Genomic DNA, 25,568 nt, shown 5'->3' with positions numbered 1-25,568 from the left:
CCTTCACTCGTGGATTCGGGGATGGGCCCGGACCCGGACCCGGACCCGGAGCGTGTCCCCCGGACGCGCTCCCTAGACCGGTCGGACCTCGCCCACGGGGGCGCCACCGCCGAGGACGTCGACGCGCAGCCGGTCCTGGACGGGGGAGACGTCCACGCCGAGGGTCCGCAGCGCGTCGAGCGCGACCAGCGTACGCGCCCGCCCCTCGGCGTCGCCATCGCTGATCTTGACCGCGACGGTCTCGCCGGTGGCGGCGCCGAGCAGCAGGACGCCGTCCGCGCCGACCTTGGAGACCAGGCCCGGCAGCCGCGTCATCAGTTCGGTGTCGGTCCGGTCGGTACCGGACACGTACTCGGGGTGCGAGCTCATGGCGTCGACGACGGCGCGCTCGTGGCTGTCCCGGGGCGCCGTGCGCATCCGCCACAGGCCGCGCGCCAGCCCGGCCAGGGTGACGGCCAGCTGGGGCGCTCCACAGCCGTCCACGGCGGTGTGCGCGACCGGTTCCTCGCACACGTCCTCGATCGTCTCGCGGACGAGCACCTGGAGGGGGTGGGCGGGATCGAGGTAGTCCTCCGTGCTCCACCCCTGGCGCACGCAGGCCGCGAGCATGCCGGCGTGCTTGCCGGAGCAGTTCATCAGCAGGCGCTCGGGCTCGCGTCCCGCGCGCAGGAAGGCCAGTCTCGCGCTCTTCCCGCCGGGGACGTCGGCCGGGCACCCCAGGGCGTCGGGGGTGAGTCCGGCGGCGGTCAGGATCCGCTCGGCCTCGGCCGCGTGGAAGTCCTCCCCGCCGTGGCTGCCCGCGGCGATCGCCAGCGACGTGCCCGCCAGGGGAGCGCCGGCGCGGAGCATGGCCAGCGCCTGGAAGGGCTTGGCCGCCGAGCGCGGGAACATCGGCTGGTGGACGGGGCCGCGGGCGTGGGCGACGCGGCCGGACGCGGACAGGCCGACGACCGCCCCGTAGTGGACGCTCTCGCGCATCCCGGAGCGGATGACCTCCGCCAGGGGGACGTACTCGGGAAGGGCGGTCCGGGGCATGCGGGTTCTCCTCGCCGTTGAGGTCGTTCTGTGCGGGGGTGTCCGCTGAGGGGCGGACACGCGTAAGAACGTTACATAACGACCCGTTCTTCCGGGCGGGGAGCCGTGTCGGGAACGGGGAGTAGGGTCGTTGCGGACGCCCGGCAGGCGCTGGACGCGCTGGTGGGACGGATGAGACGGGAAGTAGGACACACGATGGGAACGCTGCGGATGGGCGCGCTGACCCGACGCCGGGTCGGCATGCGGGCGGCGGACCTGGAGTACGCGGTGCTCGACACCGAGACCACGGGCCTGGAGCCGCGCACCGGGGCCCGGATCGTCGAGGTCGCCGTCGTGCGGGTGCGCGGTGACGGGACGGTGGTCGAGGAGTTCAGCACACTCGTCGACCCGCGTGCCGAGGTCCGCGGACAGGAGTTCCACGGCATCGGGGACAGTGACACGGTGGGGGCGCCGACGGTGGCCCAGCTGGCGCCGCGCCTGGCCCGGCTGCTGTCGGGAGCGGTGGTGGTCAGCCACAACCTGGACTTCGAGCAGCGCTTCCTGGCCGCGGAACTGGTCCCCGCCGGGCTGCCCGCAGGCCAGTCGGGCCTGTGCACGCTGCGGGCGCTGCGTTCGCAGCTCAGCCTGGAGCGCTACTCGCTGCCGAAGGCGTCCTACCAGCTGAGCGGGGACTGGCCGACCGGCCAGCACACGGCGCTGGGCGACGCGCGGGCCTGCGCCAAGCTGCTGGTGGAGATGATCGCCAACGCCCCGGGCGAGCTGCGCTACTCCGGCCCGGCGCCGCGACTGCTGCCGATCCCCGCCGACCCGGTGGGCCTGCCGACGCGCTGGAAGCCGCGCACGGCGCCGCCGCCCGGCGGGCTCGACCCGCTGCGCCCGTGGCGTGCCCGCTGGCGCGCCCTGGAGCTGGACCCGCTGCTGTGCGGCGGCTCGTTCGGCACGACCGACCGGGCGATCGCGGAGCTGGCAGCTCACCGGGACACGCGTCTGCGTGAGCGGGTGGCGACCGCCGCCGCGGTGACGGGCGGTATCGCCGCGACGGTCGCGGGCGGCCTCCTCGCGCACCTGGGAAAAAACTGGGCCGCAGGCCTCCGTTGAGGGTGGTAGTCCCACCCTGCGCGGAGCGCACCCCGGACGTTGGTGGGCGACGGGTGGGCTGGGCCGCAGGCCTCCGTTGAGGGTGGCCCGCCCGCCGCGAAGCGGCCCCCGGGCGGTGGTGGGCGACGGGCGGGCTCAGAGCCCGGACAGGGTGAGGAAGAACGCCACGATCAGCGCGCTGCCCCCGACCGTGGTGAGCAGGGCCCGGCCCTGTTCGGTCAGCCGGGCGGACGCCCAGCGCAGGCGGGGCGGCGCGGCCGTCCGGCGCGCGGTCGCGACCCCCGAGCCGCGCGGGGCGGGCAGCCTGCCCGGGACGTACCGGGGCACCTTGTTGAACAGGGCGGCCGACACCAGTGCGGCGCCGACGACGATCAGCACGAGGGACACGTCGGGGAGGACCTCACGGTTCGAGGGGCGGAAGGGGTCCCGATTCTTGCCGACATCGCCGCGCTGTATCGAGTCGATATCGCTTCGCGTACGTAAGGGCGCCCGTTACGGACACGCCCTTATCGCGCAGAGCTTACGATTCGCCACCGTGCGTGGTGGAAGGGGGAAGTACCGTGTCGACGGTTTCGGCCGGCACGCCGAGTCCGCGCAGCACGAAACGGGTCACCAGAGCGTGGGTGTCGTTGAGGTCGATGTCGCCGCTGACGAGCGGGATGCGCTGTGACCCCACCATCGACAGCGTGAGCCCCGCGGTGGCCCCGGCCGGCAGCGGGTCGAACTCCCCGGCGGCTGTGCCGTCCTCCAGGATCTCGGTCAGCAGCCGCTGCATCGGCGCCACGTGCGCGGCGAGCGCCTGGTAGGCGTCCGGGCCGAGGCTGGCGCCGAGTTCGGCGGCCGGCGGGTGCGGATGCGCGACGATGCCCTCCAACTGGAGGCGGAGGAAGGCCGAGAGCCGTCGCGCCGCCGACACGCCCGAGGGCAGTTCGCGCCGGTACCGCTCGACGAAGGCGGCGTTGACCTGTTCGGTGAAGGCCAGGAGCAGCGCCGGCTTGTCGGGGAAGTAGTTGTACAGCGCGGTGCGGGTGATGCCCGCGGCGTTGGCCACGTCGGTCATGGAGACGCGGTCGATCCCCTGCGACCGGATCAGCTCGTCGACAGCCTCCATGATGCGCTCCCGCGTCTGTGCGCGGTGCGCGGCGATGGTGGGGGCCGTGATCTTGGGCATGTTCCTATGGTGTCACGACCGACGCCCCTGGCGGCCCCGCACGGACCGTCCCTCCGTGGGGGCGCCAGGGGGCCGGAGACCGGTGTCCCCGTGCGGGCTCGCGGAGGCGCGGGATCCTCTCCCTCGCGCCCGGCGAGCCCGGCCGGGCGTCACTGGCAGTAGGCGCGCCCGAGGTCGGCGAGGACCTCGGTGTTGAGCTGGTAGGCCAGCCGGGTCTCGTCGATGAGCCGCTGGGCGGCGGGTTCGTCCAGCTCCAGGGCGTCGAGGCGGGCCCGGTAGTCCGCGCGGAACTTCGGCAGGCTGCCGAGGCGGTCGAAGACGTAGAAGGACACGCCGTGCCCGTCACCGAGCCCGTGGGCCTCGGCGACGACGCGGCGGATGAACTGGCCGCCGGAGACGTCGCCCATGTAGCGCGTGTAGTGGTGGGCGACGAACCCCTCGGGGTGGTCGGCCATCTGCTCGATGCGCGCCACGTAGGTGCGGGTGGCGAGGCTGGGGGAGACCCGGTCCCGCCACGCGGGTCCGAGCAGGTGCTCCAGGTCGCGGACCAGGGCGGGCAGACGCAGGAGTTCCGGGCGGACGAACCGGCCGGCCACGGGGTGGTCGGCCAGGCGGGAGCCGAGCTCCTCCAGGGCGGCGTAGGCGAAGTAGTGCTGGGCGACCATGGCGGTGTAGCCGTCGAGGGGCAGCGTGCCGTCCATGAGGGCGCGTGTGAAGCCGTGGTACTCGGCGTTCTCGTGGTCGCGCCAGGTGGCGGCCTTGAGGCGTTCGGAGAACAACTCGGGGGAAAGGGGGAGGGTGGCCTCGGCCGTCGCGCTCATCTGCGCTGTCCGCCTTCCAATCGGAACATTTTCTGACATGATGTCATTTAGGGAGTCATCGCTGTCAAGGCTTATACGACATCCTGTCAGAAAAAAGTGGAACTCGGTCTTCGCTCGGTCACGAATGGTGACGGCCGTCCGTCGGTGCGCACCGGCGGACGCGGCTCCGGCCGTGCTCCGCGTCACATCCTGCACATGCTCCTGCATGCGCATATGCCCGATCGGTCGGGTTCGTGGAATGGCCACCGCGCCGTGGCCGTTGGGACCGGACGAGCCCCTTCCCGCACGCGACGGCGTGGCGGTTCCGTCCGCCATCGTTGGATGTGTCTCGTTACGCCCGCTGGTCAACAGGTCTTCCGGGCGATTATCGTTTGCATGTCGTGCGGTCCGGACCGCCGGAAAGACCCCAGGTGTCCATCTGGGGCTCCACCAGCGGGGCCAACGCACCTGACGGACGGCAGACCAAAGGCGATGAGTGGATAACAGGGGAACAGGGCACGATCCCGTGACGGTGATCAGTGAGGAGACGGTCGACGCCGCCTCCCTCAACGGGCATGCCGGACACGGAACGACGACCCTGGGTGACGACACCGCGCCGGACGATCGAGTGGAGGCTCCCGTCGAATCGGTTGACGTCCTACTGGTCGAAGACGATCCCGGTGACGCCTTCCTCGCCGAGGAACTGCTCGCCGACACCGTCCTCGCCACGCGTATCACCTGGGTCTCCACGCTCCAGGCGGCGCGGGACCACCTCAAGGGGTTCCGCGGCTGCGTCCTGCTCGACCTCAACCTTCCCGACGCCCACGGCCTGGACCTGTTGCGCGAGGTGCTGGAAAGCGCTCCCCTGGCCGCCGTCGTGGTCTTCACCGGCCTGGACGACGAACACGAGGGCATCGCCGCCGTCTCCGCCGGCGCCCAGGACTACCTCGTCAAGGGCCAGGTCGACGGCTCCCTGCTGGGCCGCAGCATCCGCTACTCCCTGGAGCGGCGGCGCGCCGACGAGAACGCCCGCCAGCTCCGCGAGGCACGGATCCACGCCCGCGAGAACATGCGCCTGGAACGCGGCCTCCTGCCCCAGGTCCTGCTCCAGCGCTCCCCCCTGAGCCACCGCGCCTACTACCGTCCCGGGCGGGAGCGCGCCGTGGTCGGCGGCGACTTCTACGACGCCGTCGAGAAGGACGGCACCACCCACGTCATCATCGGCGACGTCAGCGGGCACGGCCCCGACGAGGCCGCCCTGGGCGTGAGCCTGCGCATCGCCTGGCGCGCGTTCATCATGGCGGGCGTCGCCGAGGACGCGGTCCTGCCCAACCTGGAGGACATCCTCGTCAGCGAGCGCGCCCAGGAGGAGATGTACGCGACGCTGTGCATGGCCAGCCTGGACACCGGCAGTGACCGGGTCCGCACCCGCGTCCTGGGCCACCCCCCGCCCATGGTCGTCCAGGACGGCACGGTCGTGGAGGCCCCGGCGACCCCGCAGCCCCCGCTGGGCGTCTTCCCGGTCGAGCAGACCGACACCGACGAGGTCGTCCTCCCCCGCGGCGCCAGCATGCTCTTCTACACCGACGGCCTCGTCGACGCCTACGACGGCGGACCCCCCTCGCGCCTGGAGGTCTCCGGACTGCGCCGGATGGTCTCGGGCATCCTGGACCAGGGCGTGTCCCTCTCGCGGCTGCCCGAACACCTCGTGGACGAGGCCGAGCGCAGCAACGGCGGACCGCTCCAGGACGACGTCGCGATGCTGCTCATCACGCACGGGGATCCGGAGTGAGACCCACGGGGGAGGGGACGAGCATGGAGCCCGACAGCGAAGGATCCGGGCGGCCGTCCCCGGACACCGGTGCGCCCGGACCCGGGCCGGACGCCGGCACGCCGCCCGGGGGCGACGACTTCGTCAACGGCGGCACCCTGACCCTGCAGCGGCGGGTCCGCGCCGGACACGAGTCCTGGAGCCTGCGCCGCCGCGTGACCAGTCTGCTGACCGTGGTCGCGGTCGTGCTCGTGGTCGCGGTCTCGGTCATCACCCTCGCCGCGCTCAACGCCCGCGACTCCCTGGAACTCCAGGTCGAGTCGCTCACGCCGGCGGTCTCCGCCGTGGAGCAGACCCGGTCGGCCTACCTCAGCCAGGACCACGCCCTGCGCGGCTACATCCTCACCGAGGACCGCGACTTCCTCCAGCCCTTCGTCGAGGCCCGCCTCCAGCTCACGGAGAGCCGCGCCGAGCTCACCGCCCTCGCCGAGACCAACCCGGAGGTGGCGGACAGCATCGACGAGCTGCTCACCGCCGGGACCGTCTGGACCGAGGAGTTCGCCGAGCCGGCGCTGGAACAGGTCAACGCCGGGGAGACGCCCAGCCAGGAGGAGCTCCAGCGCGGTCGCGTCCTGTTCCTGGAACTGAACCGGGTCAGCGACAGCGCCGCGGCGCAGCTGCAGTCCGAGATCGACGACGCCCGCAGCGGCCTGACCATGGCCACCCAGCAGGTCGTGGCGCTACTGGTCCTGGTCGGGCTGGTCGTGGTGTTCCTGTCGGTCTTCCTGTGGGTGATGCTCCAGCAGTGGGTGCTGCGCCCGCTGGACGAACTCGCCGGGCACATGCGCCAGGTGTCCGAGGGGTACTACGCGCACCGCATCTCCCTGCACGGGCCGCCCGAGATCGTCCGCCTGGGCCGGGACGTCGACTCCATGCGCGAACGGATCGTGCACGACCTCGACGAGGTCGCCTCCGCCCGGCGCAAGCTCCAGGAGCAGTCCTCGCTGCTGGAGCACCAGACCGAGGAGCTGCGCCGGTCCAACCTGGAACTGGAGCAGTTCGCCTACGTCGCCTCGCACGACCTCCAGGAGCCGCTGCGCAAGGTGGCGAGCTTCTGCCAGCTGCTCCAGCGGCGCTACCAGGGACAGCTCGACGAGCGCGCCGACGCCTACATCGACTTCGCGGTCGAGGGCGCCAAGCGCATGCAGACGCTCATCAACGACCTGCTCGCCTTCTCCCGCGTGGGGCGCACCAAGAACTTCGCTCCCGTGGACCTGGACGTGGCCCTCGGCGACGCCCTGAGCAGCCTGTCCACCCGGCTGGAGGAGGCCGGAGCCGAGGTGACCGGCGACCCGCTGCCCACCGTCCAGGGCGACCGGACCCTGCTCACCCAGGTGTTCTTCAACCTGGTCGGCAACGCCGTGAAGTTCCGCGGCGAGGAGGACCCGCGGGTCCACATCAGCGTGGAGCGCCAGGGCGACGAGTGGGTGTTCTGCTGTGAGGACAACGGGATCGGCATCGAACCGCAGTACGCGGAGCGGATCTTCGTGATCTTCCAGCGGCTGCACACCCGGGAGAAGTACACCGGAACCGGCATCGGCCTCGCGATGTGCAAGAAGATCATCGAGTTCCACGGGGGACGGATCTGGCTGGACACCGGCCCGGAGGGGGACGAACAGACCGGAACCACGGCGGCGGCGCGCTCCGGACCGACCGGAACCCGCATATGCTGGGCTCTGCCCGCCGACACCGAGTCGGAACACGGTCCCGAAGGGGAAGCGGCCAAGGGAACCGCCGAGCCCGAGGACGGCGTTAACTCCGACAGTGGAGTCGAGGGCACCGAGCAGGCCGGATCCGCCCCCGCGGAGTCGGCCTCCACGGCCGAACGACAGTCCGCTGGTACGCACGTACCGGGAGGAGACGGCGACACGCCGGACGACGAGTCCGACGCGACGCCCTCCGCTCGGACCGCGTACGGCGGCGGAACGGTTCCCCCCGGTCACGGGCGGGGCCCTGACAGGGGTCTGGACGTTTGAGCGAGGTCATGTTGGTGCATCCCATCGAGGTGCTGCTGGTCGAGGACGATCCAGGTGACGTCCTGATGACCAAGGAGGCGTTCGAGGAACACAAGCTGGGCAACCGGCTGCACGTGGTGTCCGACGGCGTCGAAGCCCTCCGTTTCCTGCGCCGCGAAGACGAGTTCGCCGACGCCCCCCGCCCCCACCTGATCCTCCTGGACCTCAACCTGCCCCGCAAGGACGGCCGTGAGGTGCTGGAGGAGGTCAAGGCCGACGACGATCTGGCGCACATCCCCATCGTCGTCCTGACGACCTCCGAGGCCGAGGAGGACGTGCTGCGCAGCTACCGGCTGCACGCCAACGCCTACGTGCCCAAACCGGTCGACTTCGACCAGTTCATCAGGGTCGTGCGGCAGATCGACGACTTCTTCGTGACCGTGGTGCGGCTGCCGAAGAGCTGAGGGTTGGGTTCGGGGCGAGGGTTCGGGGCGCTTCACGCCGGGGCCTTCGTCGTCGCTACTGCCTGTCCCGCCCGTCGCCCGCCACCACCCTCAACGGACGGCCTTCGGCCGCAGTCCCATCCCAAGCTCGCTGGCGGCAGAGACTCCTCCTGCAGGCACCGGCGCGCCCCTCACCCCTGTGCCTTCTTTGGGCCTCCGCTCGTTCCTCGCTTTGGCCCGGATAGACCCCCTGTGGTCCCCACGAGCGGAACCGCTCACCTCCCACCCCCTCGGGTCGAGCCAGGCCGTTCCGGGCAGCTCCCATCTCCTGCCCACCCCCATAGCTGAACGGCCTACCTTTCGCGCCTCCGGGTGGTGGGCCTCTTTGGGCGGCTGCGAACCGGGACTCCGGGCGGCGGACAGGCGATCGTGGGGCCCTGTGGGCGGGACGGGGCGAACTCGCGGCTTCGGAGCAGGTGGCGGGCGCGGTTTTTCGTTACGGTAAGAGGTATGAGCTTGCCGGAACCGCGTGATCCCACAGGTCCCTACCGCGTCAGCGTCGTGTGCCTGGGCAATATCTGCCGTTCGCCGATGGCCGCGAAGGTCCTCACCGCCGATCTGGAACGGGCCGGGATGGGCGACCTGGTGGAGGTGGACAGCTCCGGGACGGGTGACTGGCACGTCGGCGGGGGCATGGATCCGCGTGCGGCCTCCACACTGCGCGTCCACGGCTACCTCACCGAGCACACCGCGCGCCAGTTCGAGCCGTCCGACCTGGCCGACCGCGACCTGGTGCTGGTCATGGACCTGGACAACTTCGACGTCGTGCGGAGGGTGGTCGACGAGCGGGGCGAGGAGTTCGGCTTCGACATCTCCCGCCTGCGCCTCTTCCGCTCCTTCGCGCCCGCCAGCGGGGCCAACCCCGAGGTGCCCGACCCCTACTACGGCGGCGACGACGGGTTCACGGCCGTGCTGAACATGCTGGAGTCCGCCGCCAAGGGCCTCACCGGCGAACTCGTCGCACGGCTGCGCGGGTGAACGGGGACCCGGCCATGCGACCCGTCGGCGGCGGGGACGACGGAGACGACGGCACCGGGGAGCGCCGCAGGGATCCGGTCACCGGCACCATGGCCGAACGCCTCACCGCGCTGCTGGGACGCGAGGTCCGGCAGGCCGCGCGGGCCGGGCGCAGCCACGACTGGGACATCGCCTACGCCGAGTTGGCCGACGGCACCCGCCTGTTCGTCAAGGCGCTGCCGCGCGAGGCCGAGCCCAGCGGGGTGTTCACCGCCGAGGCCCGTGGCCTGGAGTGGCTGGGCGAGGCCCCCGACTCTCCTGTGCTGACCCCGCTGGCCTGGGACGAGCGCATCGTGGTCCTGCCGTGGGTGCACGAGTGCGAACCCACGCCGCAGGCGGCCGAGCGGCTGGGCCGCCGACTCGCCCGGACCCATCTGGCCGGGGCGGGCTCCTTCGGGGCGCCCTGGCCGGGCTTCATCGGCCCGCTGCCCCTGGACAACACCCCCGCGCGGGACTGGCCGCGCTTCTACGCCGAGCAGCGACTGCGCCCCTATCTGCGCCGGGCCCTGGACAACGGCGGCCTGACGCCGACCGACGCCCGGATCGTCGAGCGGGTGGTCGACGGCGTCGAGGACCTGGCCGGCGCGCCCGAGCCGCCGGCCCGCGTGCACGGCGACCTGTGGAGCGGCAACGTGCTGTGGGGGTCGCGGGACGCGGTCCTGGTCGACCCGGCCGCGCACGGCGGCCACCGGGAGGCCGACCTCGCCATGCTGGCGCTGTTCGGCCTCCCGTACCTCGACCGCGTCCGCGACGCCTACAACGAGGTCGCGCCGCTCTCCGCGGGGTGGCGCTCGCGGGTGGCCCTGCACCAGATGCACCCGCTGCTGGTGCACGTGTGCCTCTTCGGCGCCGCCTACCGCACCACGGCCCTGGAGGCCGCCCGCGCCGCTCTGCGCGGCGGCTGACGGCCTCCGAAGGCCGCGTCAGCCCTTGACGCTGCCCGCCAGCAGGCCGCGCACGAAGTAGCGCTGGAGCAGGAAGAACACCAGCAGCGGCACGACCATGGACACGAACGCGCCCGCGGTCAGGCGGTGCCAGGCCTCGCCGCGGGTGCCGGCGAGTTCGGCCAGGCGCACCGTCAGCGGTGCCGTCGACTCGTCACCGCCGGTGAAGATCAGCGCGACCAACAGGTCGTTCCACACCCACAGGAACTGGAAGATGCCCAGGGAGACCAGGGCCGGGGTGATGAGCGGGAGCACGATCCGCAGGAAGATCGTGCCGTGTCCGGCCCCGTCCACGCGCGCGGCCTCGAAGAGCGTGCCCGGCAGCTGCGAGATGAAGTTGTGCAGCAGGAAGATGCCGAGCGGCAGTCCGTAGATCGTGTGCGCCACCCACACGTTGGTGAAGGCCATCGCGCCGTTCAGTTCCCACGCGGGCAGGATCTGGACGTCGCCGACGGACACGCCCTGGGAGAAGAAGCTCAGCAGCGGCACGAGCGACATCTGCAGCGGGACGATCTGGAGCGCGAAGATCCCCAGGAAGATCCAGTCCCGGCCGCGGAAGTCGATCCACGACAGCGCGTACGCCGCCAGCGCCGCGATGACGAGCACGAACACCGTGGAGGGCAGCGTGATCACGAACGAGTTCACGAAGTGCGTGGCCAGCTGTCCGTCGCTGCTCGACCCGAAGAGCACGTCCCGGTAGTTGTCCAGGGTGACGTCGGGCGAGGAGAAGAACGTCCACCATCCGGTGGTCCGGATCTGTTCGGCCGGGCGGAACGAGGAGACCAGCAGGCCCGCCGTCGGCACGGTCCACACCACGGCGATGACGATCGCCGCGAGGCCGGCCGGCGTGCCGCTCAGCCGCCGCCGTACCCGGGCGGCCGCGCCGCCCCGCCGCCGCGTGCGCGCGGGCACCTGCGCGGGGGCTGTCGTCGTCGGGGTCATGCGAGCTCCCTCGCCTTACGCGTACGTCGGATCTGCAGGATGACCAGCGGGACCACCAGCACGAAGAGGAACACGGCCAGGGCCGAGCCCTGCCCGACCTGGCCCTGCTGGAAGGCCTGGCTGTACATCTCGTTGGCGATGACGCTGGTGCCGTAGTTGCCGCCGGTCATGGTGCGGACGATGTCGAACACCTTCAGGGTCTGCACCGTGATGGTGACGAGGACGACCAGCAGGGTCGGCCACACGGACGGCAGGGTGATCCGGCTGAAGAGCTGCCAGGGTCCCGCGCCGTCGATCCGCGCGGCCTCGACGATCTCGGAGGGGATGGCCTTGATCGCGGCGGACATGACGACCATCGCGAAACCGGCCTGGACCCAGATCAGGACCAGGATGAGCAGGAAGGTGTTGAGCGGCTGGTCGAGCAACCAGAGCTGCGGTTCACCGCCCAGCCAGACGACGATCTGGTTGAACAGCCCGTACTGCTCCTGGTCGGCGGGCCGGTAGGCGAACACGAACCGCCAGATGATGCTCGCCCCGACCAGGGAGATCGCCATCGGCAGGAACACCAGGGACTTGGCGATCGACTCGAACCGCGACCGGTCGATGAGGACCGCGTACAGCAGGCCGACCGCGGTGGCCAGGGCCGGCGCGAAGATCACCCACAGCAGGGTGTTGCGCAGGACCAGCAGGATCTCCGGGCGCCGGAACATCCACAGGTAGTTGGTCAGTCCGACGAACTCGGTGCCCGAGCGGTCGAAGAAGGACAGCATCGTGGTGCGCAGCACCGGGTAGACGACCCCGCCGACCAGCAGGATCAGCGCGGGAGCGAGGAAGAGGACGGCCTGCCAGCGGTCGCGTCGGGTGCGTGGGACGTCGATGACCACGAGCATCAGGCCGATGACGGCGAGGAAGCTCGCGATGCCGATGAGCATCCACACGACCTTGGGCAGGTCGTTGAGGAACGAGTACTCCATGGGAGCCCTTTGGTCAGTGCCTGGGAAGGGAGGCCGGTACGAGCCGGGCCCCCGTCGGGTCATGGGAAACGGTGTGCGGAGTCCAATTGCGTGATCCGGGGCCGGAAGGGGCCAGGTTCCTTCCGGCCCCGAACCCTACGGCCCCCAGGGCCGAAGGTGCACATGAGCGCATTCGTCAGCCCTAGGGGGTTGGACCGGGCCAAAGCGAGGAACGAGCGGAGGCCCGAAGAAAGCACAGTGAGGGCGCCGACGGGTCCTGGAGGGCCTGGAGGTGCACTCCCGAGGAACGAGGGAGTGCACCGGAAGGCGCGAAGGCCCCGTCTCAAGGGCGCCCGAGCCCGCCCGAGCGCTACCAGGCCGATTCGATGCCCTCCAGCACCTCGCCGGTCGAGCTGCCGGTCACCCAGTCGACCATCCCGCCCCAGAACACGTCGGTGCCGATGGACGAGGGCATGGCGTCGCTGCCGTCGAAGTGGAAGACGGTGTCCGGGTTGTTGAGCACCTCGGCCGCGAACTGGTCCGTCGGGTCGGCCAGGTTGGCCGGGTCCAGGTCCTGGTGCGCGGAGACCCAGGCGCCCTCGGAGGCACGGCTGTCGGCGTACATGGCCGTGGACAGGTATTCGTGGACCGCGACGACCTCGGGCCGGTCGGCGAAGGGTACCGCGAACTCGCCGCCGCCCATGACCGGGACCTCGCCGCCCTCCTCCAGCGGGGGCAGGACGAAGCCGTAGACGTCGCCGTCCTCGGCGATCTCGACGTCCTCCTCGAACTGGGCGCCGTAGAAGGAACCCATGAGGTACATGGCGCAACCGCCGTCGAGCAGGGGCAGGCCGGCCTCCTGGAAGGAGGTGACGGCGATGCTGTCGGTGCCGCCGAAGGTGCCGTTGACGTAGTCCTCGTTGCGGACGATCCCGTCGACCAGGTCGAAGGCCTCCTCGACCTCCGGGGAGTCGAAGGCGACGTCGTGGGAGATCCAGTCGTGGTACACGTCGGTGCCCGAGGTGCGCAGCAGCGCGTTCTCGATCCAGTCGGTGCCGGGCCAGCCGGTGGCGTCACCGGACTCGAAGCCCACGCACCAGGGCTTGGTGCCGTCCGCGGCGATGGTGTCGCTGAGCTCGACCATCTCGTCCCACGTCGTGGGGACCTCGTAGCCGTTGTCGGAGAAGTAGGTCGGGGAGTACCAGACCATCGACTTCATGTTGGCGCCGTAGGGGGAGCCGTACAGCTCGCCGTCGACGCTGGCGTAGCCCTGCCAGTCCTCGCCCCAGCCGGCTTCCACGTTCTCGCGCACGCCGTCGGAGACGGGGAGGGCGTGGCCGTCCTCGACGACCCTCTGCAGCAGGCCGGGCTGCGGGATCAGGGCCAGGTCGGGGGCGTTGCCGCCGTCGAGCCGGATGGGCAGCTGGGCCTCGAACTCGCCGCTGCCCTCGTGCTCGATGGTGATGCCGGTGCACGCGGCGAAGTCGGCCCAGGAGCGGTCCATCCGCTCGGCCTCCTCGTCACGGATGGAGGAGTAGATGTCGACGGTGCCGCCGATGTCCTCCCACTGCTCGTAGGGGGAGCAGTCCACGTCCGCGGCGTCCGTGCCGCCGCCGCTGGAGCCGCCTTCCCCGCTGAGGTAGCCGCAGCCCGACGCCAGGAGGGCGAGACCGCTCGCCGCCGCGACCATCGCGGGGCGGGTCGGTGTCCGGCCGTTCGTTCTTCCCATGGAGGCCCTTTCGTCGCTCGCCCGGCCAAGGTTCAGGCGCGAGTCCGGACATGGGGTGTGACCCACGTCATCCATCGTGACGATGAAAGTCTGGTTTCCGCGAAATGTCCAGAGTTACTGCAATAACTTGCGTAACGATACGAAAACTTGCAGGCATCGTTGGCAGAACGCCGCCCGTGGGCCCGGTGGAGCGGGCCGTTCGTCCCGGCGCCCGGTCGCGCCGATCCCCTCGGCGCACCACCGCCGCGGACCGGTCGACCGTGCGCCCCGGGCCGCTCGGGAGCCCGGAACCGGACACCCGGCGCAGGTCGTAGGTTGGGGCACATGGCTGACGCATCGCACCGCCCTGACCTGGGCGCACCCGACGGACCGGAACTGCACGTCGCCCTGCTGGGCTACGGCAAGGGCGGCGAGGTCTTCCACGCCCCGCTCATCGACGCGGTCCCCGGGCTCCGCCTGTCCGCGATCGTCACGGGCAACCCGGAGCGCCGAGCCGCTGCGGAGGCGCGCTACCCGGGCGTGACCGTGTACCCCACCGCGGCGGACCTGTGGGCCGACGCCGACCGCTACGAGATCGCGGTGGTCACCACCCCGAACGACACCCACGCCCCGCTGGCCAGGGCGGCGCTGGACGCCGGCCTGGCGGTGGTCGTGGACAAGCCGTTCGCTCTCACCGCGGACGAGGCGCGGGAGCTGACCGACCACGCCGACCGGGCCGGGCAGGTGCTCACCGTGTACCAGAACCGTCGCTGGGACGCCGACTTCCTGACGCTGTGGGGGCTGATCGAGGAGGGCGCCCTGGGGCGGGTGCACCGCTTCGAGTCGCGGTTCGAGCGCTGGCGTCCCCGGGCCAAGGACACCTGGCGGGAGAGCGGCGCGGTCAGCGAGGGCGCGGGGATCCTCTACGACCTGGGCCCGCACCTCATCGACCAGGCGGTCAACCTGTTCGGGCCGGTGGAGTCCGTCTACGCCGAGATCGACTCCCGGCGCAGCGGCGCGGGCGCCGACGACGACGTGTTCCTGGCCCTCACGCACCGCCGCGGCGCCCGTTCGCACCTGTGGATGAGCGCGCTCGCCGCTCAGATCGGCCCGCGCTTCCACGTCCTGGGCGACCAGGGCGCGTTCACCAGCCACGGCATGGACGCGCAGGAGGAGCGGCTGGTCGCGGGCGAGCGCCCGGACGCCGATGACTGGGGCGTGCTGCCGGAGGCCTCCTGGGGCGTCGTCGGCGCCGACGGCGACACCCGCCCGGTGCCCAGCGCGCGCGGCGCCTACCCCGAGTTCTACGCTGGGGTGCGCGACGCCGTGGGCGAGGGCGAGCCGCTGCCGGTCGACCCGCACGAGGTGATCCACGGACTGGAGATCATCGAGGCGGCCATGCGCGGCGCCGCGAGCGGCACGGTCGAGAAGCTCTGAGGCGCACCGGGCGCGCCCGGTGGGGTCAGCGCGTCCGGCGCGCCCAGTGCGGCCAGCGCGCCCGATGCGGTCGGTACGCCCGCTGCGGTCAGTGCGCCCAGTGCGGTGTCCACGTCCCGCCCCCGGGGCGTGCGGGCGCCCCCGCGGCGAGGTGGTCCCGCAGGGCGGCCAGGACCGGGTGCGGGTTGTCGGTCCGCCAGACCAGGGAGTGCGGGTAGACCGGGACCGGGTCCCGCAGGGCGATCCGCCGCAGACCGGCACCGGGAGGCCGGACCAGCCGGGTGCCCTCGCCGACGATCGTGGCCAGGTCCGCGGAGCCCGCGAGGGTGTCGAGCAGCGGCTCGGTCCCGAAGTCCGGGCCGGTCACCTCGATGGTGAGGCCGAACTCCGCGGCGAGGTCGGCGTAGTAGGCGGCCCACTCGGTCCCCGGGACGATGCCGGGCATCCAGACCCGGTGGCCGGTGAGGCGGCCGGTCGCGACGGAGTCCGCCACGGCCAGCGGATGGGCCGGACCGGTGAGGAGCTGGAGGACCTCGTCCAGCACCCGGGCGCACACCACGCCGTCGGGCAGCCGCCGCCCGTCGACCGCGCGCACGCACGCGTCGACGGAGCCGGTGCGGACCGCGTCGACCGCCGCGTCGGCGTCGCGGAGGGTCAGTACGTCGAGCGCGGTGCCGGGGCGCGCGCGGCGGAAGCCGCGCAGCAGGTCGGTCGGGGCGAGGCGCCGCCCGACCACGTCCACGCGCAGCGCGTGGCCGCCGGGCCGTACCGACGCGGCGGCCCGCTCCGCCGACCGCAGGAGTTCGCGGGCGTGGGGCAGGAACGCCTGCCCGTCGACGGTCGGGCGCGTGCCGCCCGCGTCGCGGACGAACAGCCGCACGCCGAGTTCCCGCTCCAGCGCGGCGACGCGCTTGGAGACGGCCTGCTGGGTGACGGACAGTTCGGCGGCGGCGTCCTGGAACCGTCCGGTGTCCGCGATCGCCACGACCGTGCGTACCGCTTCGAGATCCACGCCGCGATCCTACGTTCCACAACCAGCGGTTGTGCGCGGGCGTCCGCACGGTTGTTTGACCGGACTTCGGCCACAGGGCTTGGATGACGCGGGACGGCGGGACGGCGGGACGGCGGGACGGCGGGACGGCGGGACGGCGGGACGTGTGGGGTCCGGGTGGGGTGGGGCATGGGGGAGCGGCGGTCGCTGGGGCGGGCCTTCGGGTGGCTGTGGGCGTCGTACTCGGTCAGTGCCATGGGCACGGGGCTGGCCTTCGGCGCGTTCCCGCTGATCGCGATCCTCGCGCTGGACGCCGGACCGGCCCGGGTCTCGGTCCTGGCGGCCGTGGGACCGGCGGTGGGCGCGCTGGTCGCGGTACCGCTGGGACCCTGGGTGGAGTTCCACCGCAAACGGTCGGTGATGATCGCGACGGGGCTCGTCCGGTGCGCCGCCCTGGCGAGCCTTCCCGTCGCGTTCGCCCTGGGCGTCCTCGGCTTCCCGCAGCTCCTGGCGGTGTCGGTGGTGGTCGCCGCGGCCGAGATCGCCTTCCGCGCGGCCGGCGGGGCGTGCCTGAAGGCGATCGTGCCGTCCGACGACCTGGTGGCGGCCGGCGCGCGGCTGGAGGCGACGACCTGGACCGCCACGGTGCTCGGGCCGCCGCTGGGCACGGCCGCCGTCGGGGTGTTCGGCCCGGTGGTGACCGTGGTGGCCGACGCGGTCGGCCACCTGCTCTCGGCCCTGGGGATCCGGGCGATGGGCGGCCGGGAACGGCCGCCGGAGCGCGCCGGATCGATCGCACCCCTCGGCTCGGCCGGTGGACGCGAGGGGCGTCGGCGGTGGGCCGGCGACCTCTTCGACGGCTGGCGCTTCCTCCTGGCCGAGCCCTCGCTGCGCCGACTGTTCCTCAACACGCTGGCGGTGAACGGCCTGGTCATGTCGACCGCGCCGCTGCTGACCGTCCTCATGCTCGGCGATCTGGGATTCGCGCCCTGGCAGTACGGGCTGGCCTTCGGGGTGCCCTGTGCCGGCGGTCTGGTCGGCGCGTGGGCGGCTCCGAGGCTCGTCCGCCGGTGGGACCGGCGCACGGTCCTGCTCGCCGCCGGGACGGCCCGTGCGTGCTGGCTGGTCGGGCTGGCCGCGGTCGGCCCCGGCACGGCCGGGCTCGTGCTGGTCATCGCCGTGGAGTTCGCGATGATCACCTGCATGGGCGCGTTCAACCCGGTGCTGGCCGCGGTGCGGCTCGAACTGACGCCCGCGGACCGGGTGGCCCGCGTCCTCACCGCGTGGTCGGTGACAGGGAAGGCCGCGACCGCGGCGGTGACGGCGCTGTGGGGGCTGCTGGCGGCCGTCACCGACGCCCGCACGGCGATCGCGGCCGCCGGTGTGCTGCTCCTGGCCACGCCGCTGCTGTTGCCCCGAACCCCGGCGGCGAGGCCCCTCCAGTCCGTCCGGTGCGCAGCGCTCCCGCCCGTCCCGCCCGTCGTGCCCGTCGCTAGGCCTCGTGCGACGGGGGGACGGCGGGGCGGTCGGTCCGGTCCGGGCCGTCCTGGAGGGCGGCCCGGGTGAACTCGGTCAGGAACGCGCGCAGGTGGGCCTGGGTCTGCTCGGTCGAGGCCTCCGGGCCCAGGACCAGGCGGCCCAGCTGCGGCAGGACCTGCGGCCAGCTGGCCAGGCCGATGAGGGTGAGCAGCAGGGCACGCACGTCCGCCGGGTCGCGGTCCCCGCCCAGCGCGCCGCGGAGCGAGGTGACCTTGGCGTCGTAGTGGTCGACGCGCCGGCGGTCGTCGTCGATCCCCGCGTCCCCGTGCTGGAGGGCCTCCCACATCAGCAGGCGCAGCAGGTCGGGGTGGTGCCGGTGGTAGTCGAAGACGCGGCCGACGTAGGCGACGGGGTCGGTGTCCTCGGTCAGGGCGACCTCCGCGGCGAGTTCGACCACGGCCTCGTCCAGGACGTGCCGGAACAGCTGCTCCTTGTCGCCGAAGTGGGCGTAGATGCGCTGCTTGTTGACCCCGGCGCGGGCGGCGATCCGGTCCACGCGCGCGCCCGCCAGTCCGTGGTCGACGAACTCGCGCCGCGCGGACTGGAGCAGGAGGGCTCGGGTGGTCTCGGGTCGTCTGGCCATGCCGCCAGGGTAGACCAGCGCGCGGGCGCGGGTCACTGTTGACAACCAACTAGTTGGTTGGGAAGGATGGGTGTGCCGGAACCGGCCGGCAGGACCGATCCAAGGAGCACGACCGATGCGCACCACCGTTCTCGGCGACCCCGGCCCGACCGTCCCGGTCCAGGGCCTGGGCTGCATGGGCATGAGCGAGTTCTACGGCACCCGTGACGACGAGGCGTCCGTCCGCACCCTGCACCACGCCCTGGACACCGGGGTGACCTTCCTGGACACCGCCGACATGTACGGGCGCGGCGCGAACGAGGAACTCCTCGGCCGCGCCCTCAAGGGCCGACGCGACGAGTACGTCCTGGCCACGAAGTTCGGCATGCAGCGCACGGACGACCCCGCCGAACGGCTCGTGCGCGGGGACGCCGCCTACGTCCGCCAGGCCGCCGAGGCGAGCCTGCGCCGCCTGGACACCGACGTCATCGACCTCTACTACATGCACCGCGTCGACGTGCGGGTCCCCATCGAGGAGACCGTCGGCGCCATGGCCGACCTCGTCGCCGAGGGCAAGGTCCGCTACCTGGGCCTGTCCGAGGTGACCGCCGAGGAGCTGCGCCGCGCCCACGACGTCCACCCCGTGTCCGCCGTGCAGTCCGAGTGGTCGCTGTGGAGCCGCGACGTCGAGGAGGCCGTGGTCCCCGAGTGCGTCCGACTGGGCGTCGGCTTCGTGCCCTACTCGCCGCTCGGCCGCGGGTTCCTCACCGGCAAGGTCGCCGTCGACGACCTGCCCGAGGACGACTTCCGCCGGCACCAGCCGCGGTTCACAGGCGAGCGCGGAGCGGCCAACGCCCGTCTGCTCGCCCCCGTGACCGCGGCCGCCGAGGCGCACGGGGCCACACCGGGCCAGATCGCGCTCGCCTGGGTGCAGCAGCGCGCCGACGTGTGGGGGCTGCCGGTCGTGCCGATCCCGGGCACCACCAAGGTCCACCGCCTGGACGAGAACGCCGCGGCCGTCGACGTGCGGCTGACCGACGCCGAACTGGACGCACTGGAGGGGATCGCCGCCGCCGTGGAGGGGGACCGCTACGCGGACATGACCCTGACCTCCGCAGGTCCGCGCGCCCGCTAGCCCTCCCGTCACCCGCCACCGCCCGGGGGCCGCTTCGCGTGGGTGCGGGCCGCCCTCAACGGACGCCTTCGGCGCGGCACCCGCCCGCCCGGCGGCCGTTGTCGCCCACCACCGCCCCTCGGCACCCTCCGAGGGGCGGTTTCCCATGCTCCGGGCACCCTCGGTGCCCTCCTTTGGGCCTATGTTGGAGGGGAGGTTACTCCAGCGTTTCGCCGACCGACCGAAGGAGACGTTCCGTGGCCCAGGTCCTCGTGGTGGCAGATGACCTCACCGGCGCCAACGCCACCGGTGCCAGGTTCGCCCGAACCGGGATGCGCGTGGCCACCGTGACGCCCGAGCACGTCAGCAGGGTCGCCGACGACTACGACGTGGTCGTGGCCAACCTCGACAGCCGCCACGTGCCCGCCGAGCAGGCCGCCGACCTGGTCACCGACGTCATCGAGGCCGTCTGGCCCGTGGGACTGGTCGTCAAGCGCACCGACAGCACGCTGCGCGGCAACGTCGGCGCCGAACTGGAGGCGGCCTACGACGCCGTACGGGAACGGGTACCCGCCGAGACCCGGGTCCGCGTCCTGTTCGTCCCCGCCTTCCCCGGGTCCGGCCGCATCACCGAGGACGGCGTGCAACTCCTGCACGGCCGGCCCCTGGAGCACACCGAACTCGCCCAGGACCCGCTGTGCCCGATGACCACCAGCGTGATCTCCGACATCCTCGCCGAGCAGACCGACCTCGCCGTCCGGCACGTCCCCGTCCGGCAGGTCACCCAGACCATGCTCACCGCCGAACTCCTGGCGGGGGACGAGCCCGTCGTGGTGTGCGACGCCGGCACCGAGCAGCACCTGACCGACATCGCCGACGCCGCGGCCGCCGCCCACCACGAGGACGGCACCGTCTGGCTGGCCGTGGACCCGGGCCCCACCGGAGCGCTGCTGGCCTACGCCCTGCGCCTGCGCGGCCAGGCCGGATCGCGCGGGCCGCTGCTCGGGGTGGCGGGCAGCACCACCGACCTCACCCGGCGCCAGCTGGCGACCGTGGCCCGCACCGGCGCCGTGCGGTTCGTCGACCTGGACGCCGTGCTGCTGAGCGACCCCGACAGCGACCACGCCGACACCGTCGCCGCCGAACTGGCCCACCAGCTCACGTCGTCGGGCTTCCCGGACTTCTGCGTCCTACGGGTGGTGACCACGTCCGAGCGCGTGCGCGAACTCCCCGTCCAGACCCGTGCCGAACTGCCCGGCAAGGTGGCGGGCCTGGTCGCCGACGTGGTCAACGAGGTCGCCGACACCACGGGCACCCACGCCCTGCCCAGCGGGCTCTTCCTCACCGGCGGGGACCTGATCGCCAGCCTGCTGGACGAACTGGACGTGCACTCCGTCGACATCGGCGGCGAGGTCGTTCCGCTCGCCGTCCACGGTCACGTCGGCGGCGGTCCGCTGGACGGCACCCCGATCGTGGCCAAGGGCGGGCTCGTCGGCGACGACATCACGCTGGTGGAGTGCCTTGCCAAGCTGCGCCGCGCGGTGCAGACGCGCCTGCACCAGGTGCACTCGGAGGTCTCCGAGCACGTGGTCCCCACGCTGCTGCGCGACCCCGCCTGAGCCGCGCCGCCCGTCCGCCCAAGAGCCCGTGGCCGTGGGCGGCCGGTAAGGCTCCCCCGACACCTTCTTCGAACAGCGCCACTGGCTGCTCCCGGGGTCGGAGATCCTCGTCGCGGACGAGTTCACGACCCCGGGGCTCGGCGACATCCTCGCGCGCGCCGACCTGCCCGCCTGACGGAGGGCGCGGTCAGGCCTCGCTCGGTTCGGCCTTGAGGTGGTCGACGGCCAGCCGCTCCAGGTGCCCGGCGAGCACCTCGGGGCACTCCAGGGGACCCATGTGGGCGACCCCGGGGACCTCGATCGCCGGTTCGGCGTTCGGGATGATCCCGGCCATGTGGTGGGCGTGCCACGGCGGGGTGAACTTGTCCTGCGCGCCCGCCACGACCACGGTCGGGGCCGTGATCCGCCGGGCCGAGTCGTCCAGCTCCAGGGCGGAGAGGACGCTGCCCCACCGGGCGCGCGGCACGGTCGGGCAGTCGTGGACGAGCCGGCCGCACAGCCGCACCGTGTGCGGGTCGGCCGCGCCGCCCAGCACGATGAAGCGGAGCAGCTGGGCGGTCAGCGGGTTGGCCGGACCCAGCGGCAGCGCCGCGGTCAGGAACAGCTTCGATCCGAGCGTGCCCAGCGGCCCGGGCAGCGGGATGGCGGTCGACCGCTTCACCAGCTGCGTGCAGCCGGTGTTGGTGAGCAGGACGGCGGCCGCGCGGTCGGCGAACACCGCGCGCGGCCCGGCCGCCATGACCGACATCCCGCCCATGCTGTGCCCGGCCACGACCGCCCGGTCGCCCTCGGGCACGGTGGCCTCCAGGACCGCGCACAGGTCGTCGGCCAGCTTCTCCGTGCCGTACCCGGCCCGGGTCAGCGGCGCCTGACTGCGGCCGTGGCCGCGCTGGTCGTACATGACCACGCGCAGAGAGGGGTCGAGCGCGCGCACGACCGGCCCCCAGGCGGCCAGCGAGGTCGCCCAGCAGTGGGACAGGACCACGGTCGGGCCGTCCTCCGGTCCGCGTATCTCGACGTGCAGCAGCGTGCCGTCGGCGGACGGGATCTGGAGTTCGCGGGCCCGGCCCAGGTGTCGGGTTGCCATCGCAGAAGACCTCTCACTCGGGGGTTGGGGGTCGGGGGAAGGGGGTGCGGCCGGGCCGCCGGGGCGGCCGGTGCCGGGGCGGGGGAGCGGCCTCGGGGGCGGGGCCGAGGTCAGTCGTCGATCTCGATCAGCGGGACGGCGAACGGCGGGGTCCCGGTGCCCCGGACGGGGTGGCCGCCCCACAGGTTGGGATCGTCCAGGACCCCGTGGCCCTCGAACCCGTCGGGGGTGCGGACCAGGACCGTGCGCACGCCGTCCCGGAAGGCGGCGGTGATCGCCTCGGACGCCGACAGGCGTCCCCGCCACCGGTAGTCGCCGGTCAGGGGGGAGAAGTGGCCGGCCAGGTGCGCCTGGACCTCGACCGCGACGGGCGCGCTCGCGGCGGGGGCACCACCGTCCGCGGCGTCCCCGGTGTCGCCGTGTTCCCCGGGCAGGACGACCGTCACCGGCCCCTGGTACTCCTCCTCGTCGTCACCGAACCCGCTCATGTGCTCCTCCTCGCCGGACGCCTTCGGCGGCGCGGACCCCGCGGCTCTTGCGGAGGTCGTAGTTGTGGGGGTCGAACCAGCGGGTCCGCAGTGCGTAGTCCCAGGTGAAGGTGGGCCACAGGGTGGTGTTGCGGCCCTCCTCGTTCAGGTACCAGCTGTCGCAGCCGCCCGACACCCACACCGTGCCCTCCATGGACTCGGCGACCTTCTCGTTGTACGCGCGCTGCGCCTCGGGTCGGGGCTCCAGCCGGTCCATCCGGTTGCGGCACATGTACTTGAGCGCCTGCATCGTGTACCGGATCTGGGCCTCGATCATGAACACCTGCGAGGTGTGCCCCAGACCGGTGTTGGGCCCGGCCAGGATGAACGCGTTCGGGAACCCGGCCACGGTGGTGCCGCGGAAGGCCTGCGCGGTCGTCCCCCAGCGCTCGGAGAGGGAGACCCCGTCGGCGTCGTGGATGCGCTGGGCCACCGGCGGGTCGCTGACGTGGAAACCGGTGCCCATGATGATCGTGTCGACCTCGTGCTCGGTCTCGCGGCCCTCGGCGTCGCGGGTGACGACGGCGTTCGGCCGGACCTCGACGATCCCGTCGGTGACTACGTCGACGTTGGGGCGGGCCAGCGCCGGGTAGTAGTCGTTGGACATCAGGATGCGCTTGCAGCCAGCGCGGAAGTCGGGTGTGAGCTTGGCGCGCAGCTCCGGGTCCTCGACGCTGCGGTGGATGTTGGCCCGGCCGAGCCGCTCCACGATCTTGAGCAGGCGCGGGTTCTTGGCGAAGCCGAGGATGTAGGTCTCCCGGCCCCAGTAGATGCTCTTGCGGGCGACCTGCTGGGCGAGCGGGATGCTCCGGTACAGCCAGCGCTCCACACGGGTGATGTCGCGGTCGTGGCGGAACATCACCCAGGGCGCGGTCCGCTGGAAGAGCGTCAGGGAGCCCACCCGCGGCTGGATCCGCGGGACGAACTGGATGGCCGACGCCCCGGTGCCGATGACCGCGACGCGCCGCCCGGTGAGGTCGTGGCCGTGGTCCCACTCCGCGGAGTGGAAGAGCCGCCCCTCGAAGGTGTCCAGCCCCTTGATGTCGGGGTAGGAGGGGTCGGCCAGGGGGCCGGCGCCGCTGACGAGGAACTGCGCGGTGACCGTGCCCGCGGCCGTCTCGATCCGCCACCGGTTGTGGTCGGGTTCCCAGTGGGCGGCGGTGACGTCGTGGCCGTAGCGCACGTGCTCGTCGACGCCGTGCTCGCGGGCGACCCGCTTCATGTACTCCCAGATCTCCGGTTGCGGGGAGAAGGAGCGGCTCCAGCCGGGATTGAGGGCGAAGGAGAACGAGTACAGGTGCGAGGGGACGTCGCAGGCGGCACCGGGGTAGTCGTTGTCCCGCCAGGTGCCGCCGAGGTCGTGGGCCCGCTCCAGGACGGTGAAGTCCGTCAGTCCCGCCTGCCGGAGCCGGACCGCCATCCCGATACCGGCGAATCCGGTGCCGATGACGGCCACCCTGTAGTGCGGTGGTGCGTCGGTCACGTTCAGGTCCCTTCGAGCGAACCGGCGGTCGGGCACCGGTGCGGGTGAGTATCCCGGGGGAGAGGCCCCGGAGGAGTACTGCGCCTTAGGCGTCCGTTGAGGGGGTCCCATGAGGGGGTTCCCACCTCGCCGCGGAGCGGTTCCTGGGGAGTGAGACCTCGGGGGGCGTGGCGCGTACGCCCCCCGAGGGGTGAAGCCCCCCGGAGACGTGGCGCGTTCCGTCCCCGGGGGAGTCTGGGCGGGCCGGCGCGGAGGCCGGCCCGGAGGTGGCGGGAGCGCCGCACCGGCGCACGCGGCGCGGCGGCGCGTCCCGCGGGCGGCCTCAGCGGCCGAGCAGCCCGGCCCTGCGCCAGAAGTAGCGGCCCAGGCCGGTGATCGCGTCGGCGGTGCTCAGCGTGCCGACCACCTTGCGGGCGGCCCAGGTCTTGGTGTCGATCCAGTGCGGGTTGGCCTTGGCCACGCGGTAGGCCTCCTTGGGGTCGAGGCCGACCTGCGCGTAGACCTTCGGGTTGATCAGCCGGGTCGCGGAGTAGTAGGTGACCAGCCCGAGGATGATCCGGCTGTAGGCGCGGTTGAGGGGGCCGCGGCCGGCCCAGTCGCGGGCGAACTCCTCACGGGCGTAGCGCATGTGCCGGGCCTCCTCCACCACGTGGATGCGGGCCACGGAGCGCACCAGCGGCAGGATCTGCTCGTCGGGCACGGCCTCGCGCTGGATCTGGTCGAGGACCTCCTCGACGAACAGGGCCCCGGCGAAGATCAGCGGACCGTGCGCGATGGTCTTGAACAGGCGCCCGAGGTGGTGGGCGGCCGGGTCGAGCTTGTGGGCGCGCGACCCGAGCTTCTCGATCATCTTGGCGAACATGACCGTGTGCCGGCACTCGTCGGCGATCTCGGTGTAGGCGTACTGGACGTGGTTGGTGGTCGGGTCGTGGTCGTAGGCGTGGCGGACCAGCATCTGCATGAGGATGGTCTCGAACCAGATGCCGATGGTGGCGACGCTGGCGACCTCCAGGCGGGAGAGCTCCTTGCGCTGGGCGTCGTCGAGGCGGTCCCACAGGTAGGTGCCGTAGAGCGACACGCGCTCGGGGCGGATGGCCCACATGTCGGGGTCGACGGGCGCGTCCCAGTCGATCTCGACCAGGGGGTCGAAGGAGGCCTTCGCCGAGCCGCGCAGCAGGCGCTTGGCGATGTCCTCGCGGTCGGTGAGCTTGGGCTTGGCCGTGGTCTGGACGGTCATGTGTTCCTCTCCTCC

General features: G+C 72.5%; 23 protein-coding genes. 10 read left to right on the top strand and 13 right to left on the bottom strand.

What is annotated here, in order from left to right; all coding sequences use genetic code 11:
* Window positions 1-72: 72 nt before the first annotated feature.
* The gene (locus tag HNR10_RS08440) at window positions 73-1,035 is read right to left on the bottom strand and encodes an asparaginase (protein WP_179822208.1); all 963 of its coding nucleotides are present in this window, start codon (window positions 1,033-1,035) and stop codon (window positions 73-75) included.
* A gap of 195 nt (window positions 1,036-1,230) precedes the next feature.
* Here HNR10_RS08440 and HNR10_RS08435 point away from each other — a divergent pair, with 195 nt between their 5' ends.
* A complete protein-coding gene (locus HNR10_RS08435; protein ID WP_179822206.1) occupies window positions 1,231-2,133 on the top strand; it encodes a 3'-5' exonuclease in 903 nt (300 codons plus the stop codon).
* A 135-nt stretch (window positions 2,134-2,268) separates the two neighbouring features.
* On the opposite strand, the gene HNR10_RS08430 is transcribed toward HNR10_RS08435, so the two are convergent.
* From HNR10_RS08430 to HNR10_RS08420, 3 genes are all read right to left on the bottom strand, one after another.
* The gene (locus HNR10_RS08430) at window positions 2,269-2,520 is read right to left on the bottom strand and encodes a hypothetical protein (protein ID WP_179822204.1); all 252 of its coding nucleotides are present in this window, start codon (window positions 2,518-2,520) and stop codon (window positions 2,269-2,271) included.
* Between the two features lie 133 nt (window positions 2,521-2,653).
* A complete protein-coding gene (locus tag HNR10_RS08425; RefSeq protein ID WP_179822203.1) occupies window positions 2,654-3,304 on the bottom strand; it encodes a TetR/AcrR family transcriptional regulator in 651 nt (216 codons plus the stop codon).
* Window positions 3,305-3,453: 149 nt separating this feature from the next.
* Complete coding sequence (locus HNR10_RS08420) at window positions 3,454-4,125, bottom strand: biliverdin-producing heme oxygenase (protein ID WP_179822201.1); 672 nt, start codon at window positions 4,123-4,125, stop codon at window positions 3,454-3,456.
* A 505-nt stretch (window positions 4,126-4,630) separates the two neighbouring features.
* Here HNR10_RS08420 and HNR10_RS08415 point away from each other — a divergent pair.
* The 5 genes from HNR10_RS08415 (at window position 4,631) to HNR10_RS08395 (ending at window position 10,315) form a co-directional block, all read left to right on the top strand.
* The gene (locus HNR10_RS08415) at window positions 4,631-5,896 is read left to right on the top strand and encodes a PP2C family protein-serine/threonine phosphatase (RefSeq protein ID WP_179822199.1); all 1,266 of its coding nucleotides are present in this window, start codon (window positions 4,631-4,633) and stop codon (window positions 5,894-5,896) included.
* A 23-nt stretch (window positions 5,897-5,919) separates the two neighbouring features.
* Window positions 5,920-7,911: a sensor histidine kinase gene (locus HNR10_RS08410; RefSeq protein ID WP_179822197.1), complete on the top strand. Its 1,992-nt coding sequence runs from the start codon at window positions 5,920-5,922 to the stop codon at window positions 7,909-7,911.
* Between the two features lie 8 nt (window positions 7,912-7,919).
* Window positions 7,920-8,354 carry a response regulator gene (locus tag HNR10_RS08405; protein WP_179822196.1) on the top strand — a complete coding sequence of 145 codons (435 nt, stop codon included), beginning with the start codon at window positions 7,920-7,922 and terminating at the stop codon, window positions 8,352-8,354.
* A gap of 489 nt (window positions 8,355-8,843) precedes the next feature.
* Window positions 8,844-9,371, top strand: a complete 528-nt coding sequence (locus tag HNR10_RS08400) for a low molecular weight protein-tyrosine-phosphatase (protein ID WP_053615006.1) — start codon at window positions 8,844-8,846, stop codon at window positions 9,369-9,371.
* 14 nt (window positions 9,372-9,385) lie between these two features.
* A complete protein-coding gene (locus HNR10_RS08395; protein ID WP_179822194.1) occupies window positions 9,386-10,315 on the top strand; it encodes a fructosamine kinase family protein in 930 nt (309 codons plus the stop codon).
* 18 nt (window positions 10,316-10,333) lie between these two features.
* Here the strand turns inward: HNR10_RS08395 and HNR10_RS08390 are convergent, their stop codons facing one another.
* The 3 genes from HNR10_RS08390 to HNR10_RS08380 form a co-directional block, all read right to left on the bottom strand.
* Window positions 10,334-11,296 (bottom strand): carbohydrate ABC transporter permease, encoded by a 963-nt coding sequence (locus HNR10_RS08390; RefSeq protein WP_179822193.1) that lies wholly within the window; start codon window positions 11,294-11,296, stop codon window positions 10,334-10,336.
* Window positions 11,293-12,270 carry a carbohydrate ABC transporter permease gene (locus tag HNR10_RS08385; protein WP_179822191.1) on the bottom strand — a complete coding sequence of 326 codons (978 nt, stop codon included), beginning with the start codon at window positions 12,268-12,270 and terminating at the stop codon, window positions 11,293-11,295. Before HNR10_RS08385 ends, HNR10_RS08390 begins: the two co-directional genes overlap by 4 nt.
* 349 nt (window positions 12,271-12,619) lie before the next feature.
* Complete coding sequence (locus HNR10_RS08380; RefSeq protein ID WP_179822189.1) at window positions 12,620-13,978, bottom strand: ABC transporter substrate-binding protein; 1,359 nt, start codon at window positions 13,976-13,978, stop codon at window positions 12,620-12,622.
* Window positions 13,979-14,302: 324 nt separating this feature from the next.
* Between HNR10_RS08380 and HNR10_RS08375 the strand changes: the two genes are divergently transcribed.
* Window positions 14,303-15,394 carry a Gfo/Idh/MocA family protein gene (locus HNR10_RS08375; protein WP_179822188.1) on the top strand — a complete coding sequence of 364 codons (1,092 nt, stop codon included), beginning with the start codon at window positions 14,303-14,305 and terminating at the stop codon, window positions 15,392-15,394.
* Between the two features lie 88 nt (window positions 15,395-15,482).
* Here the strand turns inward: HNR10_RS08375 and HNR10_RS31155 are convergent, their stop codons facing one another.
* Window positions 15,483-16,406, bottom strand: coding sequence for a LysR family transcriptional regulator (locus HNR10_RS31155; RefSeq protein ID WP_179822186.1), 924 nt, complete (start codon window positions 16,404-16,406; stop codon window positions 15,483-15,485).
* A 168-nt stretch (window positions 16,407-16,574) separates the two neighbouring features.
* On the opposite strand from HNR10_RS31155, the gene HNR10_RS08365 reads away from it, so the two are divergent.
* The gene (locus tag HNR10_RS08365; RefSeq protein WP_179822184.1) at window positions 16,575-17,951 is read left to right on the top strand and encodes an MFS transporter; all 1,377 of its coding nucleotides are present in this window, start codon (window positions 16,575-16,577) and stop codon (window positions 17,949-17,951) included.
* Here the strand turns inward: HNR10_RS08365 and HNR10_RS08360 are convergent.
* Window positions 17,878-18,507 carry a TetR/AcrR family transcriptional regulator gene (locus HNR10_RS08360; RefSeq protein ID WP_179822183.1) on the bottom strand — a complete coding sequence of 210 codons (630 nt, stop codon included), beginning with the start codon at window positions 18,505-18,507 and terminating at the stop codon, window positions 17,878-17,880. The two genes, HNR10_RS08365 and HNR10_RS08360, sit on opposite strands and share 74 nt — an antisense overlap.
* 115 nt (window positions 18,508-18,622) lie before the next feature.
* On the opposite strand from HNR10_RS08360, the gene HNR10_RS08355 reads away from it, so the two are divergent.
* Together HNR10_RS08355 and HNR10_RS08350 are read left to right on the top strand one after the other, a co-directional pair.
* Window positions 18,623-19,621, top strand: a complete 999-nt coding sequence (locus tag HNR10_RS08355; protein WP_179822182.1) for an aldo/keto reductase — start codon at window positions 18,623-18,625, stop codon at window positions 19,619-19,621.
* A gap of 236 nt (window positions 19,622-19,857) precedes the next feature.
* Window positions 19,858-21,219: a four-carbon acid sugar kinase family protein gene (locus HNR10_RS08350; RefSeq protein ID WP_179822181.1), complete on the top strand. Its 1,362-nt coding sequence runs from the start codon at window positions 19,858-19,860 to the stop codon at window positions 21,217-21,219.
* 187 nt (window positions 21,220-21,406) lie between these two features.
* Here HNR10_RS08350 and HNR10_RS08345 read toward each other — a convergent pair whose 3' ends face one another.
* From HNR10_RS08345 to HNR10_RS08330, 4 genes are all read right to left on the bottom strand, one after another.
* Window positions 21,407-22,306 carry an alpha/beta fold hydrolase gene (locus HNR10_RS08345; RefSeq protein ID WP_179822180.1) on the bottom strand — a complete coding sequence of 300 codons (900 nt, stop codon included), beginning with the start codon at window positions 22,304-22,306 and terminating at the stop codon, window positions 21,407-21,409.
* A 110-nt stretch (window positions 22,307-22,416) separates the two neighbouring features.
* Window positions 22,417-22,794, bottom strand: coding sequence for a DUF4873 domain-containing protein (locus HNR10_RS08340; protein WP_179822179.1), 378 nt, complete (start codon window positions 22,792-22,794; stop codon window positions 22,417-22,419).
* The gene (locus tag HNR10_RS08335) at window positions 22,778-24,316 is read right to left on the bottom strand and encodes a flavin-containing monooxygenase (protein WP_179822178.1); all 1,539 of its coding nucleotides are present in this window, start codon (window positions 24,314-24,316) and stop codon (window positions 22,778-22,780) included. Before HNR10_RS08335 ends, HNR10_RS08340 begins: the two co-directional genes overlap by 17 nt.
* Before the next feature lie 322 nt (window positions 24,317-24,638).
* On the bottom strand, window positions 24,639-25,553 hold the full coding sequence (locus HNR10_RS08330) for an AurF N-oxygenase family protein (protein ID WP_179822177.1): 915 nt from the start codon (window positions 25,551-25,553) through the stop codon (window positions 24,639-24,641).
* Window positions 25,554-25,568: the final 15 nt, after the last annotated feature.

Origin of the sequence: Nocardiopsis aegyptia, from assembly GCF_013410755.1 — a bacterium.
Taxonomy (GTDB): Bacteria; Actinomycetota; Actinomycetes; order Streptosporangiales; family Streptosporangiaceae; genus Nocardiopsis; species Nocardiopsis aegyptia.
This window is presented reverse-complemented; position numbering and strand designations above follow the sequence as displayed.

Excerpts from the sequence above, each read along its gene's own strand:
- HNR10_RS08365 (WP_179822184.1), top strand. The coding sequence starts at position 16,575 with ATGGGGGAGCGGCGGTCGCTGGGGCGGGCCTTCGGGTGGCTGTGGGCG.
- HNR10_RS08385 (WP_179822191.1), bottom strand. The coding sequence starts at position 12,270 with ATGGAGTACTCGTTCCTCAACGACCTGCCCAAGGTCGTGTGGATGCTC.
- HNR10_RS08390 (WP_179822193.1), bottom strand. The coding sequence starts at position 11,296 with ATGACCCCGACGACGACAGCCCCCGCGCAGGTGCCCGCGCGCACGCGG.
- HNR10_RS08340 (WP_179822179.1), bottom strand. The coding sequence starts at position 22,794 with ATGAGCGGGTTCGGTGACGACGAGGAGGAGTACCAGGGGCCGGTGACG.
- HNR10_RS08345 (WP_179822180.1), bottom strand. The coding sequence starts at position 22,306 with ATGGCAACCCGACACCTGGGCCGGGCCCGCGAACTCCAGATCCCGTCC.
- HNR10_RS08400 (WP_053615006.1), top strand. The coding sequence starts at position 8,844 with ATGAGCTTGCCGGAACCGCGTGATCCCACAGGTCCCTACCGCGTCAGC.
- HNR10_RS08405 (WP_179822196.1), top strand. The coding sequence starts at position 7,920 with ATGTTGGTGCATCCCATCGAGGTGCTGCTGGTCGAGGACGATCCAGGT.
- HNR10_RS08355 (WP_179822182.1), top strand. The coding sequence starts at position 18,623 with ATGCGCACCACCGTTCTCGGCGACCCCGGCCCGACCGTCCCGGTCCAG.
- HNR10_RS08395 (WP_179822194.1), top strand. The coding sequence starts at position 9,386 with ATGCGACCCGTCGGCGGCGGGGACGACGGAGACGACGGCACCGGGGAG.
- HNR10_RS08360 (WP_179822183.1), bottom strand. The coding sequence starts at position 18,507 with ATGGCCAGACGACCCGAGACCACCCGAGCCCTCCTGCTCCAGTCCGCG.
- HNR10_RS08420 (WP_179822201.1), bottom strand. The coding sequence starts at position 4,125 with ATGAGCGCGACGGCCGAGGCCACCCTCCCCCTTTCCCCCGAGTTGTTC.
- HNR10_RS08330 (WP_179822177.1), bottom strand. The coding sequence starts at position 25,553 with ATGACCGTCCAGACCACGGCCAAGCCCAAGCTCACCGACCGCGAGGAC.
- HNR10_RS08440 (WP_179822208.1), bottom strand. The coding sequence starts at position 1,035 with ATGCCCCGGACCGCCCTTCCCGAGTACGTCCCCCTGGCGGAGGTCATC.
- HNR10_RS08410 (WP_179822197.1), top strand. The coding sequence starts at position 5,920 with ATGGAGCCCGACAGCGAAGGATCCGGGCGGCCGTCCCCGGACACCGGT.
- HNR10_RS08375 (WP_179822188.1), top strand. The coding sequence starts at position 14,303 with ATGGCTGACGCATCGCACCGCCCTGACCTGGGCGCACCCGACGGACCG.
- HNR10_RS08425 (WP_179822203.1), bottom strand. The coding sequence starts at position 3,304 with ATGCCCAAGATCACGGCCCCCACCATCGCCGCGCACCGCGCACAGACG.
- HNR10_RS08380 (WP_179822189.1), bottom strand. The coding sequence starts at position 13,978 with ATGGGAAGAACGAACGGCCGGACACCGACCCGCCCCGCGATGGTCGCG.
- HNR10_RS08435 (WP_179822206.1), top strand. The coding sequence starts at position 1,231 with ATGGGAACGCTGCGGATGGGCGCGCTGACCCGACGCCGGGTCGGCATG.